The organism is Atopobium sp. BS2 (assembly GCF_000565075.1).
Classification (GTDB): domain Bacteria; phylum Actinomycetota; class Coriobacteriia; order Coriobacteriales; family Atopobiaceae; genus Lancefieldella.
Genome location: NZ_JDFG01000020.1, coordinates 1 through 16,877, shown reverse-complemented (window position 1 = coordinate 16,877; position 16,877 = coordinate 1). Strand labels below are relative to the sequence as shown.

Genomic DNA, 16,877 nt, shown 5'->3' with positions numbered 1-16,877 from the left:
GCGATCTTCTCGCCAGGTTTTTTAATAACAGATTTAAATAATGTTATGTGAAGTTGATTTCCTTTTACCGTTGGCGGAATTGGAAATGGAAACGTCAGAGCCCCTTTTTATAATTTGTTAAAAAGGAGGGTGCGTCATGGATGACAAACTTGTTCGTCTCATAACGTGCTTGGCAAAACAGGAAGATGTTTCTACATCAACGCTGTCTGAGTCCTTATGCGTCTCCGAGCGCACCGTGCGTGCATATATCAAGCGTGCAAAAGAATTACTCTCAGGTATTGCTGAAATTACAACAATAAAGGGTCAGGGTTATCATCTTGAAGTTCTTAATCCTGAGCTCTTGGATTGCTGGCTTAATAAAGAAGATCAGTTACCTCAGACTTCTAATGAACGCGTGGCATATATATTGGACGATCTGCTTAATCGAAGCGATTGGGTCACGGTAGACGAGTTATCAGAGATTCTTTACGTTTCTCGTAAGACTATCTCGGCTGATTTAAAACAAGCTGAAGAGTTTCTCGCCAGATTTGACCTGCACATAATGCGTAAATCGCATTATGGAATTCAGATTGAAGGTACTGAATTTAATAAGCGACTCTGCCTGGCAAGTCTGGTAACAAACGAAGAATATTCGGGCAGCTGTCACGCCACGGTAGAAAATAATGAACTTATTACTGATGTAACAAAGCTGGTAGTTGAGTGTGTTGAACATCATGATGTCAGCTTGAATGATTTTGCAATTAGAAATCTTGTCATTCATATAGTGGTTGCAATTAATCGCATTAAGCAACAGCGCTATGTTGTAGGACAGGAAGACTCGCTTAAGAGAATTCAGTGCTCGTATGAATATACCGTAGCGCAAAAGCTGGTAAATCGCCTGTCATCTGAGTTTGATGTTGAGTTTCCTCAGATAGAGGTTGCCTATATAGCAGTTCACTTGGCATCTAAAAAGATGTTTAAAGATATTTCTGAATCTCCAAATCTAGTGATTACTGATGATGTATTTGCCGTAACTCGCCAGATGGTTGATTTGGTATGGAGTAGCTTTAGATTTGATTTCAGAAATGATCTTGAGCTACATATGGGTTTAGCTAGACATATTGTGCCGCTCTCAGTTCGTCTTCACTATAACCTGCAGATAGAGAATCCGCTGCTTACTGACATCCAGTATCGAATGCCTCTGGCGTATTTAATGGCCATGGAGTCGTCAACAATTTTGGCCAAAGAGTACGAAGCAACGTTAACTGAGCATGAGGTAGCTTATCTGGCTCTGGCATTTGCATTGGCTTTGGAGCGCAAGCGTACTGAACTGCCAAAAAAGAATGTGTTGTGTGTTTGTGCAACAGGTCTAGGTACCTCAAAGATTTTGGGAATTCGTATTAAAGAGGAATTTGGGCCTTATATCGGGACAATTTCTACGTGCAATTTAAGCCAGATTTCTTCGATTGATTTCTCGCATATTGATTACGTGTTCTCTACCGTTGAGATTGAATCTCCTTTGCCAGTTCCCGTGTGTTATTCGGGATTCTTGCTTGATGATATTAATAAAGACCAGGTAGTTAAAGACTTACTGCGTCGAGATGAACGAGCAGAGTTTGCTAAACAATTCAACGAACACCTTTTCTTCCCACATCTTGCGTATAGGAGCAAGGAGGAAGTACTTAACTTTTTGATTAGTCAATTATGCAGCATTGAGAGATCAAACATCTCTGTTTCTGAAGATGAGTTCAGAGCTCTTGTTTTTGACCGCGAAACTTTAGCAATGACTGCCTTTGGAAACTTGGTTGCACTTCCTCATCCCTCAAGGCCTGTATCCAATCGTACTTGTGTGGCAGTTGGCTTATTGGACAACCCAATTGATTGGGATGGTCATGACGTAGCTGCTGTGTTTTTAATCTCAGTTTCTTGTTCAGAAGACGAGAAGACCCGTTTATTTAACAAGAACATGGCGTCCCTTCTTATGGATAAAGAGGAAATTTGTTCACTTGTAAAGCATCAAAGTTTTTCAACTTTTGTTGGTCAGATTACATCGTCAGGTGATGGTTTGAGAAAGAGGGGATAGGAATGGATGAAAGAGAGGTAGAGGCTATTGTCACCAACTTGGTTGTGCATGGTGGGGATGCAAAAAGCTATGCAATACAAGCAATCAAGTGCGCTCGTTTGGGAAAGTTTGACCAGGCAGATGAGCTGTTGAAACAGAGTTCAGAATCGTTAAATCGAGCGCATGAGTTTCAGATGGAACGGATTCAGCAGGAAATTATTGGACAGGATAACAAGCCACTATCTTTGCTGATGGTCCACGGACAAGATCATTTGATGTGTGCTCTTACCACACACGATTTAGCAGTGCAAATCGTTGAGCTTTGTAAGCAAGTAACTACGAGCAGTGGTGAATGAAAGGAAGTAGGTATGAAAAAGATTGATTTGTTTTGTAGTGCAGGTATGTCCACAAGTATGCTTGCAAACAAGATGCAAGAGGTTGCTGATGCCCATGGAATTCAAGTAAAGGTCGAGGCATTTTCTTCTACCGCGATTGATTTCCAGGTAGAGCACGACACTCCTGACTGCATTTTACTGGGACCTCAGGTTCGTTTTAGCTTTGACGATGTAAACGCAAAATACGGAGCAAAAATTCCTGTTGGCGTTATTGAGTCAGCGGATTATGGCAACTTGAACGGCGAGCGTGTGCTTAAGATGGCCATTTCTTTGATTAAGCGTGGTTCTACTGCATAGGGTTTCTCGCTATACGTTTTATCTGTGATTTTATAAAAAATGGAGAGTTGTTAGTTTGGAGGGTTCTATGAAAACGATGGATGTATTTGAAAAGCGACTTATGCCGCTAGCTGAAATGATTGGTAAAAATAAATACCTTCTGACCATGCGAGATTCGTTTGCAATGGTCATGCCAATCCTGATTATTGGCTCTATGTTTACTTTGCTTCGCAACTTCCCAATTCCTGCGTGGATTGATTTTTTGAAGACTACGATGGTTCAGCCAGATAAATCGCTGTTTGCTCTGCTGGCTATTCCTTCCGCATGTACTGTTTCGCTCATGGCAATCTTCCTGGCCTTTAACATTGGCTATAACTTTGCCGAGCACATTGGTATTAAAGACCGCGCGTCAGCGGGCATTGTTTCTTTGGTAGGTTGGTTCATCCTTATGCCTCAGGTAACTGAGTTTTCACCTGAAGAAGGCGTAGAGCCATTCCTGGTAGACAGTATTCCTCTTGCATGGACGGGTGCAAAAGGCGTCTTCATTGCCATGATTGTGGGATTTTTTGCAGTAGGCGTGTTTGGCTACATCATTAAAAAAGACTGGACCATTAAGATGCCAGAGGGCGTTCCACCTACTGTTGCCCGTGCATTCAGCGCTCTTATCCCTATGACCGTTGCATTTACCGCCGTATGGCTGGTTGGAATTGTCTTTATCATTTCCCCATGGGGCAATGCCTTTAACTTCATTTATGCAATCCTTCAGGCTCCTTTGACTTCACTTGGTGGAACTGTTTGGGCATTGGCATTTAGTTATGTTTTGGCAAGTGGATTCTGGTTTATTGGTATTCATGGCTCCAGCGTTACTGGTTCAATTTACACACCAATTCTTACCGCACTTTCGCTGGAAAATCAGGCTGCATTTGCTGCTGGCGCAGCACTTCCTAACATTGTTAACCGTGAGTTCGAGACCTTCTTTGCAACCTTTGGCGGCGGCGGTTCTACGCTCTCTTTGCTGATTGCAATGCTTCTGTTCTGCAATTCCAAGCGTATTAAAGATCTGGCAAAGATTTCTGTTGCTCCTGGTATCTTTGGTATCAACGAGCCAATTATCTTTGGTCTTCCTATTGTTCTTAACCCTGTTATGTTGATCCCCTTTATCCTCACTCCAGTGGTCAACATCATTATTGCGTACTTCATCATGGATCTTGGTTTAGTACCTCTGTGCAATGGCGTTATGCTTCCTTGGACTACTCCTCCTCTGGTTTCTGGATTCCTGCTGAGTGGTTGGCAAGGCGCTGTCCTGCAGCTCTTCTTGATTATTCTGGGAATCTTTATTTATCTGCCTTTCATCAAGACGTTGGATAAGGAATATCTGAAGGAAGAAGCCGCAGCTTCCGAGGAATCTTCTACTGAGCTGGAAGACTTTGATTCTATCGACCTTGATTCTGTCGTGCTGTAAAACTTTTGTATTTGAGCTGTACCTGGTGCAACGCTAAGACGCTGTGCCAGGTATCAGTCTGTATGCTTGATTGGAGGAAGTGATGCATAGGCTTGGAATTTCTCTTTATCCAGAGCACTCAACACCTGAAGCCGATGATGCCTATATGGCATTAGCAAGTAACTATGGTTTCTCGCGCATTTTCACATGCTTACTTTCTGTGGATAAATCACCAGAAGAGACAGTAGCTGAGTTTTCACAGTTTATGGACCGCGCTCATGGGTATGGGTTTACGGTTGCAGTGGATACCAACCCGCGCGTATTCCAGCACTTAGGGGCAACGGCAACTGATATTTCTGTTTTTGCCAAGATGGGCGTTGATATTATTCGCCTTGATGGGCATTTGGGAGACCGTCAGGACATTGCTCTGACAAGAAATCCTTATGGCATTGCGGTTGAGTTTAATGCCAGTCAGATGCTGTCGCTTGATCTACTTATTGAGCGTGGCGCATATCGTCGCAATATGTGCGTTTGTCACAATTTTTATCCACAGAGATTTTCTGGCTTGAGCGAGAAACGCTTTATTGAATTCTCCGAGCATTATTTTGGTATGGGTTTAACTCAGGCGGCATTTGTGACGAGTCAGCAGGATAATACGTTTGGTCCATGGCCGGTTTATGATGGTCTTCCTACCTGCGAAGATGATCGTACTCGTTCAATTGATTTGCAGGCAAGACACCTGTTGGCAACTGGCCTTATTGACGACATTATGATTGGCAATTGCTTTGCTTCTGAAGAGGAACTTGCCGCACTAGCCGCCGTAGATACTACTAAGGTAACGTTCAAGGTTGAATTTGATTCTGGTGCAACTGAGGTCGAGAAGAACGTTTTGTATCAGTTCAACCACGTAACACGTGGCGATGCATCTGAGTATTATCTGCGTTCTTCAGTGCCTAGGATGTTTGAGTATTCCACTTCAATTCCTGCTCGCGAGCGCGCAAATTGTCATATTAAGCGCGGAGATGTATTAGTAGTGAATGACAATCTGTCTCATTACCTGGGAGAAGTTGAAGTTGCTCTAAGAGATTTTGAGGATGATGGAACCCGTAATGTTGTAGGACGTATCCCAGAAGACGAACTTTTCTTGTTGGATTATGTGAAACCTGAATTCCCGTTTGGATTTGTTAGAGACTAGCGGGGTTGTTTGGCTGCTACATCAATGCTGAAATGGAAAATTAGTCGCCTGGCGAGAGGAGTGATCTTCTCGCCAGGTTTTTAATAACAAATTTAAGGTATTTGGAATGGGTTTGGTGTTGTCCGCAGGTGAATTTTATGTGAATGACCTTGCGATAGACGGCTAGCGTTGCATTTGTTATAAGATTCTCATTTCTGAATTTTGTAGGGATTTACGTGCTGTTTTGGGGACTATATGAATGTAGCGCAAGGCCTTGAGAAAAAGCTTATGCCAATGGCAGAGTTGGTGAGTAAGAATAAATATCTTCTTACTATGCGCGACTCTTTTGCCATGCTCATGCCAATCCTTATTATCGGATCAATGTTTACGTTGGTAGGCAACTTGCCAATTCCTGCGTGGGTTGATTTCTTGAAGTCCACTACGATTCAGGGCAAGTCGCTTTTCTCGCTGTTGGCCATTCCTTCTGCCTGCACTGTTTCGCTTATGGCAATATTTTTGTCGTTCGAGATTGGCTACAACTTTGCTGATCAACTTGGTTTAGAGGATCGAGTTTCTGCTGGTATGGTTTCGCTCGTCAGCTGGTTTATTTTGATGCCTCAGGTGACTGAGTTTTTGCCCCAGGGAGCTTCTCAGCCATTTTTGGTGGAGAGCATTCCTCTTGCGTGGACCGGCGCGAGGGGTGTGTTTGTAGCGATTATCGTAGGTTTTTTGTCGGTGTCCATTTTTGGATTTGCTATCAAGAAGAACTGGGTTATTAGGATGCCGGAGGGTGTTCCTACGTCTGTTTCGCTTGCGTTTAGTGCTCTGGTTCCGATGGCGCTCACGTTTGCCGCAGTGTGGGCGATTAGCGTTTTGTTTGCACTTACCCCTTGGGGAGATGCATTTACCTGCATTTATTCGATGTTGCAGATTCCACTGACCATGCTTGGCGGAACCGTGTGGGCCTTGGCGATTGCTTACGTCATCCAGGGTATTTTCTGGTTCTTTGGCATTAACGGGTCAAACATTACGAGCCCTATTTTTACGCCGATTTTGACCGCGCTTACACTGGAAAACCAGGCTGCTTTTGCAGCTGGAACAGCACTGCCCAACATTATCAATCGAGAGTTTGATGCGTTCTTTGCGCTGTTTGGTGGCGGAGGATCAACCCTTTCACTGTTGATTGTGATATTTTTTTTCTGCAATTCTCGCCGTGCAAAAGACATTGCAAAGATTTCTATTGTGCCTGGTATTTTTGGTATCAACGAGCCGGTTATGTATGGACTGCCGATAGTTTTGAATCCCATCATGGCAATTCCTCTGATTTTTACGCCGGTTGTTAACGTTTTAATTGCGTGGTCCGCAATGAGCGCCGGCTTGGTGCCTCTGTGCAACGGTATTATGCTGCCTGGAAGTACCCCTCCATTGATCTCGGGATTTCTTCTGTGCGGATGGCAGGGTGCTTTGCTTCAGCTCGTATTGATTTTGATTGATATGGCAATCTACCTGCCGTTTATTAAGGCTCTGGATATGCAATTTCTCAAGGAGGAAAAGGGAGCTGAGACAGAGCGCGCAGTCTAGTGCCGTGGAGACATAGTGTGCGTTGAAGGCAGCTTTGGGTGAGCTGCTTTTTCTGTTCGCCGAAATGTGTAAGAAGTTAAAAATATGAGTCCCAATTAGGAGGATACTATCAGTATAAAGCGCAATTTAACTGGTAGTACATGATAGGCGATGACACAGGTTGGTCTGGCAATGTATGCGAGCAACCAGAAAGATTTACTGGCTTTTGCCTAAAAGGGAGCAGCAATGATAGATAGACAATCTCTTGATGAGGTCCTCACTCAGTACAAAGAGAATTTTCCTTCTCACTGGGAGGAAGAAAAATATAAGTGGGAAGCAATTAAGTGCTTCCAGGATAACTGGGATATAAACGCCCAGGATTTTCCTGCGATGCTGAGTAAGTCGCTGTCTAAAACGGAAAATCTTTTAACTACTTCTTATGATTTTTCTCGTAAGATGATTGAGTTCTATGCCGAGCAGAACCCAGAAGAGGTTCGCTCTATGTTTATGCAGCTCTTTGACGAGAATATCGATTTAATTGAGCGTATCAATGGGTTTATCGCACGGTCAGATAAGCTGCTTGAAACATATGGTCCTGAAGGGAAGCAGCATTATCAAAAAGAGGGAACCATCACAACTTATCTTTGGCTTAGATATCCAGACATATATTACATATATAAGTTTAGACAAGTAAAAGCTTTATCGGATAGGTTAGAGAGCAATTACGAGTTTAAGCAAGGGGCATCTACAACTAATATAAGGACGTATACGAAATTTTATAATGAAGTTAGAGATGTAATTTCTGAAGATTCCGAACTCATTAAGATGTTTACCTCTGCTTTAACAGAAGATTGCTATCCCGATCCTTATTTTGTGACTCTAACGGCTGATATTGCGTATTTCTCAAAGGATTATAAAGAGATTCCTCCAACTCCACCTGATGATAAGTTGTTTTGTATTCCTCCATATAACAAGGGAAAATTTTTGGAGGAAGTATTTATGTCGGAAGAGAAATATGACAAGTTAGCTGCCGTATTACTAAATAAAAAGAACATCATTTTGCAGGGAGCACCAGGAGTTGGAAAGACCTTCTCGGCAAAAAGACTTGCATATTCGCTGATAGGTGCCGTGAACGAGGACGCTATTGAGTTCGTACAATTCCACCAGAATTATTCGTACGAAGACTTTATGATGGGCTACAAGCCTAATGGGGCAAGCTTTGAGCTCAAGAAAGGCGTGTTCTATCGTTTTTGCAAGAAGGCAGAGGCGGATCCTGACGCAAAGTATTTCTTTATTATCGACGAGATTAACCGCGGCAATCTGAGCAAGATTTTTGGCGAACTTTTGATGCTCATTGAGAATGATTATCGAGGTACACCAGCTACACTTGCGTACAATGACGAGAAGTTCTCGGTCCCAGAGAACCTTTACATTATCGGAATGATGAATACGGCAGACAGAAGCCTGGCAATGATTGATTACGCTTTGCGTCGTCGCTTTAGCTTCTTTGAGATGGAGCCTGGCTTTGAGACTGAGGGCTTTATCCAGTACCAGCAGTCACTTAAAAATGAAACTTTCAACGATCTTCTCGCCAAGGTGATTGAGCTGAACTTGGAGATTGCGTCAGATAGATCGCTAGGCAGAGGATTTTGCATTGGACACAGCTATTTCTGCGGTCGCGATGAGCTGAGCTGCACCGATGAATGGATGCAGGAGGTTGTGGATTACGACATCTTGCCAATGCTGGGCGAGTATTGGTTTGACGACCATGAGAAATACCAGCGCTGGGAGAACATCCTTCATGGAGTGTTTCAATGACCGAAGATAGGCATATCTTCATAAAAAATATTTACTATATGCTGTCGTACGCCTTCACTACGCTGCGGGAATCTGTGTATGAGGACGTGCAGAAGGAGACGTTTGACTCGATTTATAACCTGTTTGCGGCCATCTTGTCCAAGGGAATTGGTTTGCAGCTCAAGCAGGGCTTGTATCGCGAGTACATAAATTGTGTGGAGGATCTAGCGGTTGTTCGAGGCAAAATTGAAATGCCGGGGACCATTAGGAACCGTCTTGCTCAGCGCGCGCAAGTTACCTGCGATTTTGATGAGCTTTCGCAAAACAACCTATTCAATCAGATTTTAAAGTCCGTGGCTCTGTTGCTGCTCAAACAGAAGGATGTAACGTCGCAGTATAAAGTGGCTCTTAAGCGAGAAATGCTTTTCTTTTCGGACATTGATGAGGTTGATTTAAAACAGGTTCGCTGGGCGGATATTCGTTTTCAGCGCAATAACCGCACGTATCAGTTGCTACTCTCAATTTGCCAGTTGATTGTTGAAGGTATGCTTATGACCACTGAAGATGGCGAGTATCACCTGGCAAGTTTTATTGACGAGCAAAAAATGCATAGGTTGTACGAGAAGTTCATTCTGGAATATTACGCGCAGGAGTTTGCCCAGCATGTGAAAGGTTTTTCTGCTAGAGCATCGCAAATTCCTTGGGATTTGGACGATGGATACGTTGGGCTTTTGCCGGACATGCAGACGGATATTACGCTCTCGTATGGGGATCAGATTTTAATTATTGACGCGAAGTATTATCAGCATTCGCTTCAGGAAAATTTTGGTGCGCATAAGGTGCATTCGGGTAATTTGTATCAGATATATACGTATGTGAAGAACAAAGAAGCCCAGGTAAAAGGTGCAGACCGGAAGGTTTCAGGCATGCTTTTGTACGCGCGAACAAATGAGCTGCTGGCTCCTGACGACGTGTATCACATAAGCGGTAATAAGATTTCTGTGCAGACGCTTGATTTGAACAAAGAGTTCTCGTGCATTTCGGCACAGCTTGACCGGATTGTGGAAGACCAGTTTGGGATAGAAAAAAGTAGGACCGGCCCTGGACTATGCAAAAGCTATAGCGGAACCGGTCATGTTGATATAAGTATATAGGCTTTTTTAGATGTGGCTATTTTGGATGAGGTAAATAAATACCTTCTGTAAAAACATCGTTCTTATCGAGAAGTTCTTGTATTCTTCTGGCAACCGAAGTATCCCCATCGATGGCTTTTCTGTAGTAGTTGGCCATTAGTATGTGAGCGTAAACGCTCTTGGGGTCAAAGCTAATGTCTTTTGGGCGAAGTTTTTTCTGAACTGGGCATTGGATGCGCATGGGTCTATTCCATAGTTGACGATGATGTGCACACAAATTTCTTAGTACATGTAAAGAATGAACAACACTTGAAAAAGGTTTCCATTGGACACCGAGAGATTTAGCTACTCTTTTGGTTACTTCAATATTATCTGAATAGCTAATCATATTAGAAATTCTTCCAAAGGAGAGGACCTCTACAGCAACCCAGATTGGTACATCATGATATTTTTCGTATGGTGTGTTGAAACTCTCTTTTGAATAATGCTGAATGATTCGGCTTTTGTCATGATCAAGATCTGAAAAAATTCCCGGAATTATAAATTTTTTTGCAAAATTGTGATCCGTATAGGCTTTGCAATCAAGATAGTAAGCATTTGAACCGTACTCATTACCAAATTCGTGAGCAAGCTTTGCTCTAATTGCGATTTCGATAACACTTAATTGCTCTGTCAGCAGAATTCGTAATTTAGCATCTAGGTTAATAAGTTTATTAATATCTTGAAAAGAAGTATTGCCGACAAACGAGTTCTTACCTTTCTCCGGATCTTCTTGAAAATCACGAGCATATCCAGAGAAACGATAGTAATTTGTCCTACTTAAAAATTTCCTCAGTTCATTATCATCTGGGCAGATAAGTCCACGGTCTTGAATTAATAAACAACACATCTCATCGATGCTTTTAAAAGGTTTATTTTCCATGTGAATCCCAATGCTATGAAAAGGCCCACCGCATTTCAGGACGCATTGCGTAGCCTTGGGTGGGCGCTGATGAATTAACTATAAACTAAATAGCAAGATTGTCTAGAGTAATAGGGCTGAAACTGTAAATTCTCTGTAGCAATCTTTCCAAGCTATTTATGCAGGTTTGTGTATATGGTGTAGGCATCAGAGCGTTTCTCGCTAGCCAAGGTTTGATTAAGTTGCGACGTATAAACGCGCCGGTAGATAAGTCGCTGCGTAAAAGTTTTGCGGGGTTGGGACTCGCGCTGTTTGCGGGCGTGGCTTGGCGTATAGTTATAGAGTTACAAGAAGAAATGTTGGCGTGATACAAGGCGTTTTTACGCCGAGAAGAGTGTTTATGCTTGCTATAAAAAATGAAACAAACGTGGTGCTTGCGGTTGATACGTCTACAGACATGCTGGCGTGTACGGTCGCACGTCTGACCAGGCGCGATGCCGCTGCGGCAGCCGCAGACGGCGGGTTTGACGTTGAAGTACTGGCGTCAACGGATCACCTGTGCCGTCGCCAGGCAAACGTGGAGCTTGTGGGTTCAGTCCAGGAGGCGCTTGACGCCGCTGGTCTGACCATGGCCGACGTTGACGCTGTAATCGCAGGTAGAGGACCTGGCTCGTTCACGGGCGTTCGCATTGGCGTGGCAACTGCAAAGGGCATTGCATGCGGCTCTGGCCTGCCGCTTTACGGCGCAAGTGCGCTTGACGCCATGGCGTTCAGCGCGTGGAAGGCGGGCGTGCGCGGCACCGTTGGCGTTGTTGCAGACGCTATGCGCGGCGAGGTCTATCCGGGCATCTACCAGCTGGATAATGCTGGAGTACATAGAACCTTCCCGGTGGAGACCGTCCTCAAGGCAGACGCTTGTGTGGAGGAGTGGTCGAGCAGGACTGATAAGGACCAGCTCACGCTCACAGGCAATGGCTTATTGAAGTACCGTGAGCGTTTTGAGCGCGCGGGTTTCTCGACATACACCGATGAAGCAACGTGGTTTCCAACAGGAGAAGGCCTGGTACGCGCGGTGTGCATGCCCGAGTATCAGCAGGCAGGTGCGGGCGATCCGGCGCTGGTGCTGCCCATTTACACGCGACTTTCGGACGCGGAGGAGTCGGAGCGCAAACGTTTGGGCTTGAAGGAGCCGACAACGGTGGCTCTGACCGGCGTGGATGATGCGCTGGCCGATATTCACCTGCAGCTTCGTCCGATGACGATGAACGATCTGGACCAGGTGGCGGAGCTTGAGGCGGCAACGTATGCTGACGCTGCGCATTCGGCCTGGTCAAAGCAGACGTTCTACGACGAGCTTTCGGGCGTTGGGCGTAGCTGGTGGCTGGCTCACGACCGCGGAACGGTTATTGGCTTTGCGGGCGGTCGCCTGGCAGGAGCCGAGTTTGAGGTGGAAGAAGTGGTGGTTGCGCCCGAGCGTCGCCGCCAGGGAATCGCATCCAAGCTGGTAGAACGCGTGGCGTACGACGCTCAGATGCTTGGTGCGTCTGCGATTACCCTTGAGGTGGAGGAGGATAACGCTCCAGCTCAGGGCGCCTATAGCAAGCTGGGATTTGCTGAAGTTGGTCGTCGCCCGGGATATTACGGTCCAGATTGCGCGGCGCTTTTGATGACGGCGCAGCTGCCTTTGGCGGTTGGTGCTGGCTTTGAGGCGAGAAACCCTGAACCTCACGCATCAGTGCGTCCGTGGCCTATTGTTGCAGGTGAGCGCTCTGAAGAGACGCTTGCGGCACTGCGCGAGGCAGGGGATTTGATTCTCAGCCTTGAGTCCTCGTGCGACGAAACTGCCATGTGCATTATGGATTCACACGGCGTGGTCTGCGCAAACGTCGTTGCAACGCAAATTGACTTCCATGCCCGCTTTGGTGGCGTCGTGCCCGAGATTGCTTCTCGCAAGCATACCGAGGCTATCGTGGGTCTCTTCGAAGAGACCATGGCCCGCGCGGGCGCGCACTTTGGTTGCGACACGCTGGTGCCGTCTGACCTGGCCGCCGTTGGTGTTACTGCAGGTCCAGGCCTTGTCGGCGCGCTTGTTGTAGGCGTGGCGTTTGCCAAGGGCTTCTGCGTGGCCACTGACTTGCCGCTTATTCCCGTTCATCACCTGGAAGGCCACCTGCTGGCCAACCTGTTTGAGACGCCGGACTTAGAGCCGCCGTTTGTGGCCAGCCTGGTCTCGGGCGGCAATACTATGCTGGTACACGTGCGTGCCTGGGGAGATTACGTGGTCCTGGGCTCCACCATTGATGACGCTGTGGGTGAGGCATTTGATAAGGTTGCCAAGGCGCTTGGCCTCGGCTATCCAGGTGGCCCCGTAATCAGCAAACTTGCAGCTCAGGGCAATCCTAAGGCCATCCACTTCCCGCGCGCGATGATGCACAGCGGCGACTATTCCTTCAGCCTTTCTGGCCTGAAGACAGCCGTTATTACCTACATTGAGGGCGAGAATCGCGCAGGTAGAGCAATCAATCTGCCCGATTTGGCTGCTTCGTTTGAGCAGGCTGTTATTGACGTGCAGGTTGCAAAGGCTAAAACTGCTGTTGAGGAGACGGGCGTCTCCGATTTCTGCGTGGGTGGCGGCGTAGCTGCAAACCCCGCACTTAGAGCTGCATATAAGGAAACCTTTGGTCGTATGGGCGTTCGAGTAACGGTGCCTCCGATGTCGGTTTGCGGCGACAACGCCGCAATGATTGCCGTCGGCGCGCTTCGTAGCTACCGTACGCAGGGTTTCTCGCCATTGACCTTGGACGCAAACCCCAACGCGCAGCTGGGATCGTGGTCGTCGGATGCGGCGCCCGTTGTCCCAAGCGGCATGTAAGGAGGCTATTGTGCAAGACGGATTCATCAAAGTTGCAAGTATCACGCCGCGCGTCCGCGTGGCCGACGTGGCATTTAACGTGGAGAGCTGCCTGGCGGCCATCGAAGAAGCCGCAGGTAATTGCGGTGCCAAGGTGGTCGTACTGCCCGAGCTCTGCATCACGGGCTACACCTGCGAGGACCTGTTCTGGCAGGATGCGCTCCTGGACGCTGCCGAGCGCGGCTTGGTTTCCATTGCTGCCCGCACGGCCGACGTCGACGCGTTGCTGCTGCTAGGCCTGCCTGTTCGCGTAGCTGGCAAGCTCTACAACTGCGCCGCTGTTCTCTTTAGGGGAGAGCTTTTGGGCCTGGTGCCCAAGCGCTACGTGCCCATGTACAACGAGTTTTACGAGGGCCGACACTTTGTTTCTGGCCCCAAGACGGTCACCAGCGTGGACTTTGGCCTGCTGGGCGAGGTTCCGTTTGGTACCAACCAGCTGTTCGCGTGCGACACCATCCCTGAGCTGGTCGTGGGCGCGGAGATCTGCGAGGACCTCTGGGTGCCCATGCCGCCGTCAAACGCGCACGCCGTCGCCGGCGCCACGCTGATCTGCAACTTGTCCGCGTCGCCCGCGCTGGCCGGCAAGTCCGCGTACCGTCGTCAGCTGGTTGCGCAACAGAGCGCGCATCTGATCTGCGGCTACGTTTACGCAAGTGCTGGTGAGGGCGAGTCTACGACCGATTTGGTTTTCTCGGGCCATGATCTTGTTGTCGAGAATGGCCGTGTGCTCGCTGACTCTGGCGTGTTTGGCGAGGGTATTGCCGTGTCCGAGATTGACGTGCTATCGCTGGCGGCTGACCGCAGGCGCACGTCGACGTTTGAGGTTGCTCCGACGCCGGAGGATTACAAGCACCTGACCACGTATTTCTCGCTGGAGTTTGACGGCGAGGGTGGCAACGAGCACGCCGCCGCAGGTCACGGCCACGACAGCGAGGGCGAGGGCGTCGAGCTTGCAATCCGCACGCCCCTGACCAGGTACGTTGACCCACATCCGTTTGTGCCCGCGATGGATGACGCTCGCGCAACACGCTGCGAGGAGATTCTGTCGATTCAGGCTCACGGTTTGGCTTCAAGACTGGCGCATACCGGCTCTGACCATGCGGTTATTGGCATTTCGGGAGGACTTGACTCTACGCTGGCTCTTCTCGTCACGGTGCGAGCGTTTGACCAGCTGGGATACGACCGCTCGGGCATTGTAGCTGTGACGATGCCGGGATTTGGCACCACGGACCGCACGTACACCAACGCTATTGAGCTGGTGCAGTCGCTTGGCGCCGACCTGCGCGAGATTTCCATTGTGGATTCTGTGCTGCAGCACTTTGCCGACATCGGCCACAACCAGGATGTTCACGACGTTGTGTACGAAAACGCCCAGGCTCGCGAGCGCACGCAGATTCTGATGGACGTTGCCAACCAGGTGGGCGGTATGGTCATTGGTACGGGCGACCTTTCCGAGCTGGCGCTCGGTTGGGCAACGTATAACGGTGACCAGATGTCCATGTACGGCGTAAATGCTTCGGTACCAAAGACGCTGGTCAGGTACCTTGTCGATTACTGCGCCGACGCTTATGAGGAGCAGGGCGAGGACGAAATTGCTCACGTTTTGCGCGACGTCCTGGACACACCGGTTTCTCCTGAGCTGCTGCCATCCGCGGCAGACGGTTCCATTGAGCAGAAGACGGAGGACCTGGTTGGCCCATACGAGTTGCACGATTTCTTCTTATTCCACGTGCTTCGTCACGGAAGTGGCCCGCTCAAGGTTCTGCGTCTTGCCGAGTGCGCATTTGGCACAGGTACTGACCAGGAGATTTACGACCACGAGACTATCGTGCACTGGCTAAAGGTGTTCTATCGCCGCTTCTTCTCGCAGCAGTTTAAGCGCTCGGCGATGCCCGACGGACCAAAGGTTGGTTCGGTTTCGTTGTCTCCGCGTGGCGACCTGCGCATGCCGTCCGACGCCTCGAGCTCGCTTTGGCTCTCTGAACTGGAGAGTTTGGAGGCGTAAGCGCGGCAGATCGTAGCGCGGCAGATCGTAGCGTGGTAGGGCGTATTTCTCAGGCGTTCAGTACCCGGCTATTCATGAAAATGAATAGCCGGGTACTTTTATGCAGGTGGATTTTCGCTTTGGGTGGGGAAGAGGTGGTTTTGGCCCTTGAATTCTCATTGCAAGTGCAACAACAAAAGACAAGGTAGTGACCCATGGGTCTACAATGGCGCTTACGACAACGATCATTGAAAGGATTTCCATGGGTCACTATAGCCATCTTAGCATTGAAGAGCGCGAAGACATTATGGTCTGGTGGAAAAATCATGAAAGTATAAGCCAGATTGCTCGTAAGCTCGGTCGAAACAAATCAAGTATTTCACGAGAGATTAAAAGAAACGGTTGGACAATCATTGGAGTGGCGCATCTGTGCTATAGGGCTTCGACTGCTCAGAGAAAGACCGATGTTCGACGCCAGGCTTGCAAGAAACGCACCCTACTCGATGATCCAAGCCTTCGTGCACGTATTGTCTTTCTTATCTGTAGTCGCCACTTCTCACCTGAGCAGATTGCAGGCAGACTACACTTAGAACTTTCCTACGCTCCTGTCAGCTGTAGCACTATATATAGAGCCATACACTCGGAAAACTAGACTGTGAACTTCCAGGTGTACAGTCTGTACGTAGAGACTTAGACACCGAGGTAAACGACGGCATACAAAACACCTCATAGAGCGCAGAGGAAAAATACGGATAACTCATGAACTTGTCGAAAGACCAAAAGAGGTTGCAGATCGCCAACGCATTGGAGACTGGGAAGGTGATACCGTCATCGGTAAGGCCAAAGGGCCACGCCTGGTCACACAAGTTGACCGTATGAGCGGCTACCTTGTTGGTGGCAAAGCTGCATCAGGGTCTAGTGCTGATGTCAATGTAGCTATACAGCAAGCTTTGAGAGGTGAGGTAGTAAAAACCATAACGCTTGATCGTGGATCTGAGTTTGCTCGAGCAGCAGAACTTCAAGAAGCTATTGGAGTAAGTATCTACTTCTGTCTTCCACATCATCCCTGGCAAAGAGGTACCAATGAAAATACCAACGGTCTCATCAGAGAGTATTTTCCAAAAGGTACAGACCTCTCATCGATTAGCGATAGAGAGATTGAGGCAGTATATAATGAGCTCAATCTGAGGCCACGTAAGCGTCTGGGTTGGAAGTGCCCTTGGGAAGTCTACCATCACCAAACGTTGCACTTGCTTTGAGAATT

General features: G+C 47.8%; 13 protein-coding genes. 12 read left to right on the top strand and 1 reads right to left on the bottom strand.

Going from position 1 to position 16,877, the window contains the following annotated elements; genetic code table 11:
* Positions 1–136 precede the first annotated feature (136 nt).
* From HMPREF1492_RS02410 to mcrC, 8 genes are all read left to right on the top strand, one after another.
* A complete protein-coding gene (locus HMPREF1492_RS02410) occupies positions 137–2,062 on the top strand; it encodes a BglG family transcription antiterminator (RefSeq protein ID WP_051479362.1) in 1,926 nt (641 codons plus the stop codon).
* Between the two features lie 2 nt (positions 2,063–2,064).
* Positions 2,065–2,397, top strand: coding sequence for a PTS sugar transporter subunit IIA (locus HMPREF1492_RS02405; RefSeq protein ID WP_035432511.1), 333 nt, complete (start codon positions 2,065–2,067; stop codon positions 2,395–2,397).
* A 12-nt stretch (positions 2,398–2,409) separates the two neighbouring features.
* Positions 2,410–2,733, top strand: a complete 324-nt coding sequence (locus tag HMPREF1492_RS02400) for a PTS sugar transporter subunit IIB (RefSeq protein ID WP_035428454.1) — start codon at positions 2,410–2,412, stop codon at positions 2,731–2,733.
* Between the two features lie 67 nt (positions 2,734–2,800).
* Positions 2,801–4,174: a PTS sugar transporter subunit IIC gene (locus tag HMPREF1492_RS02395; RefSeq protein ID WP_156924087.1), complete on the top strand. Its 1,374-nt coding sequence runs from the start codon at positions 2,801–2,803 to the stop codon at positions 4,172–4,174.
* An 82-nt stretch (positions 4,175–4,256) separates the two neighbouring features.
* Positions 4,257–5,348: a DUF871 domain-containing protein gene (locus tag HMPREF1492_RS02390; RefSeq protein WP_035435557.1), complete on the top strand. Its 1,092-nt coding sequence runs from the start codon at positions 4,257–4,259 to the stop codon at positions 5,346–5,348.
* A 234-nt stretch (positions 5,349–5,582) separates the two neighbouring features.
* Positions 5,583–6,908: a PTS sugar transporter subunit IIC gene (locus HMPREF1492_RS02385; protein WP_035435555.1), complete on the top strand. Its 1,326-nt coding sequence runs from the start codon at positions 5,583–5,585 to the stop codon at positions 6,906–6,908.
* A 225-nt stretch (positions 6,909–7,133) separates the two neighbouring features.
* Positions 7,134–8,705, top strand: a complete 1,572-nt coding sequence (locus HMPREF1492_RS02380; protein WP_035435553.1) for an AAA family ATPase — start codon at positions 7,134–7,136, stop codon at positions 8,703–8,705.
* Positions 8,702–9,838, top strand: a complete 1,137-nt coding sequence (gene mcrC, locus HMPREF1492_RS02375; RefSeq protein WP_084054966.1) for a 5-methylcytosine-specific restriction endonuclease system specificity protein McrC — start codon at positions 8,702–8,704, stop codon at positions 9,836–9,838. The genes HMPREF1492_RS02380 and mcrC overlap by 4 nt, the downstream gene beginning before the upstream one ends.
* A gap of 16 nt (positions 9,839–9,854) precedes the next feature.
* Here mcrC and HMPREF1492_RS02370 read toward each other — a convergent pair whose 3' ends face one another.
* On the bottom strand, positions 9,855–10,739 hold the full coding sequence (locus HMPREF1492_RS02370; protein ID WP_035435552.1) for an Abi family protein: 885 nt from the start codon (positions 10,737–10,739) through the stop codon (positions 9,855–9,857).
* A 379-nt stretch (positions 10,740–11,118) separates the two neighbouring features.
* Here HMPREF1492_RS02370 and tsaD point away from each other — a divergent pair, with 379 nt between their 5' ends.
* From tsaD to HMPREF1492_RS07565, 4 genes are all read left to right on the top strand, one after another.
* A complete protein-coding gene (tsaD, locus tag HMPREF1492_RS02365) occupies positions 11,119–13,590 on the top strand; it encodes a tRNA (adenosine(37)-N6)-threonylcarbamoyltransferase complex transferase subunit TsaD (protein WP_035435550.1) in 2,472 nt (823 codons plus the stop codon).
* A gap of 10 nt (positions 13,591–13,600) precedes the next feature.
* A complete protein-coding gene (locus tag HMPREF1492_RS02360; protein WP_035435548.1) occupies positions 13,601–15,634 on the top strand; it encodes an NAD(+) synthase in 2,034 nt (677 codons plus the stop codon).
* A 205-nt stretch (positions 15,635–15,839) separates the two neighbouring features.
* Positions 15,840–16,265, top strand: a complete 426-nt coding sequence (locus tag HMPREF1492_RS07865; RefSeq protein WP_156924065.1) for a helix-turn-helix domain-containing protein — start codon at positions 15,840–15,842, stop codon at positions 16,263–16,265.
* 76 nt (positions 16,266–16,341) lie between these two features.
* On the top strand, positions 16,342–16,872 hold the full coding sequence (locus HMPREF1492_RS07565) for an IS30 family transposase (protein WP_156924064.1): 531 nt from the start codon (positions 16,342–16,344) through the stop codon (positions 16,870–16,872).
* Positions 16,873–16,877 lie beyond the last annotated feature (5 nt).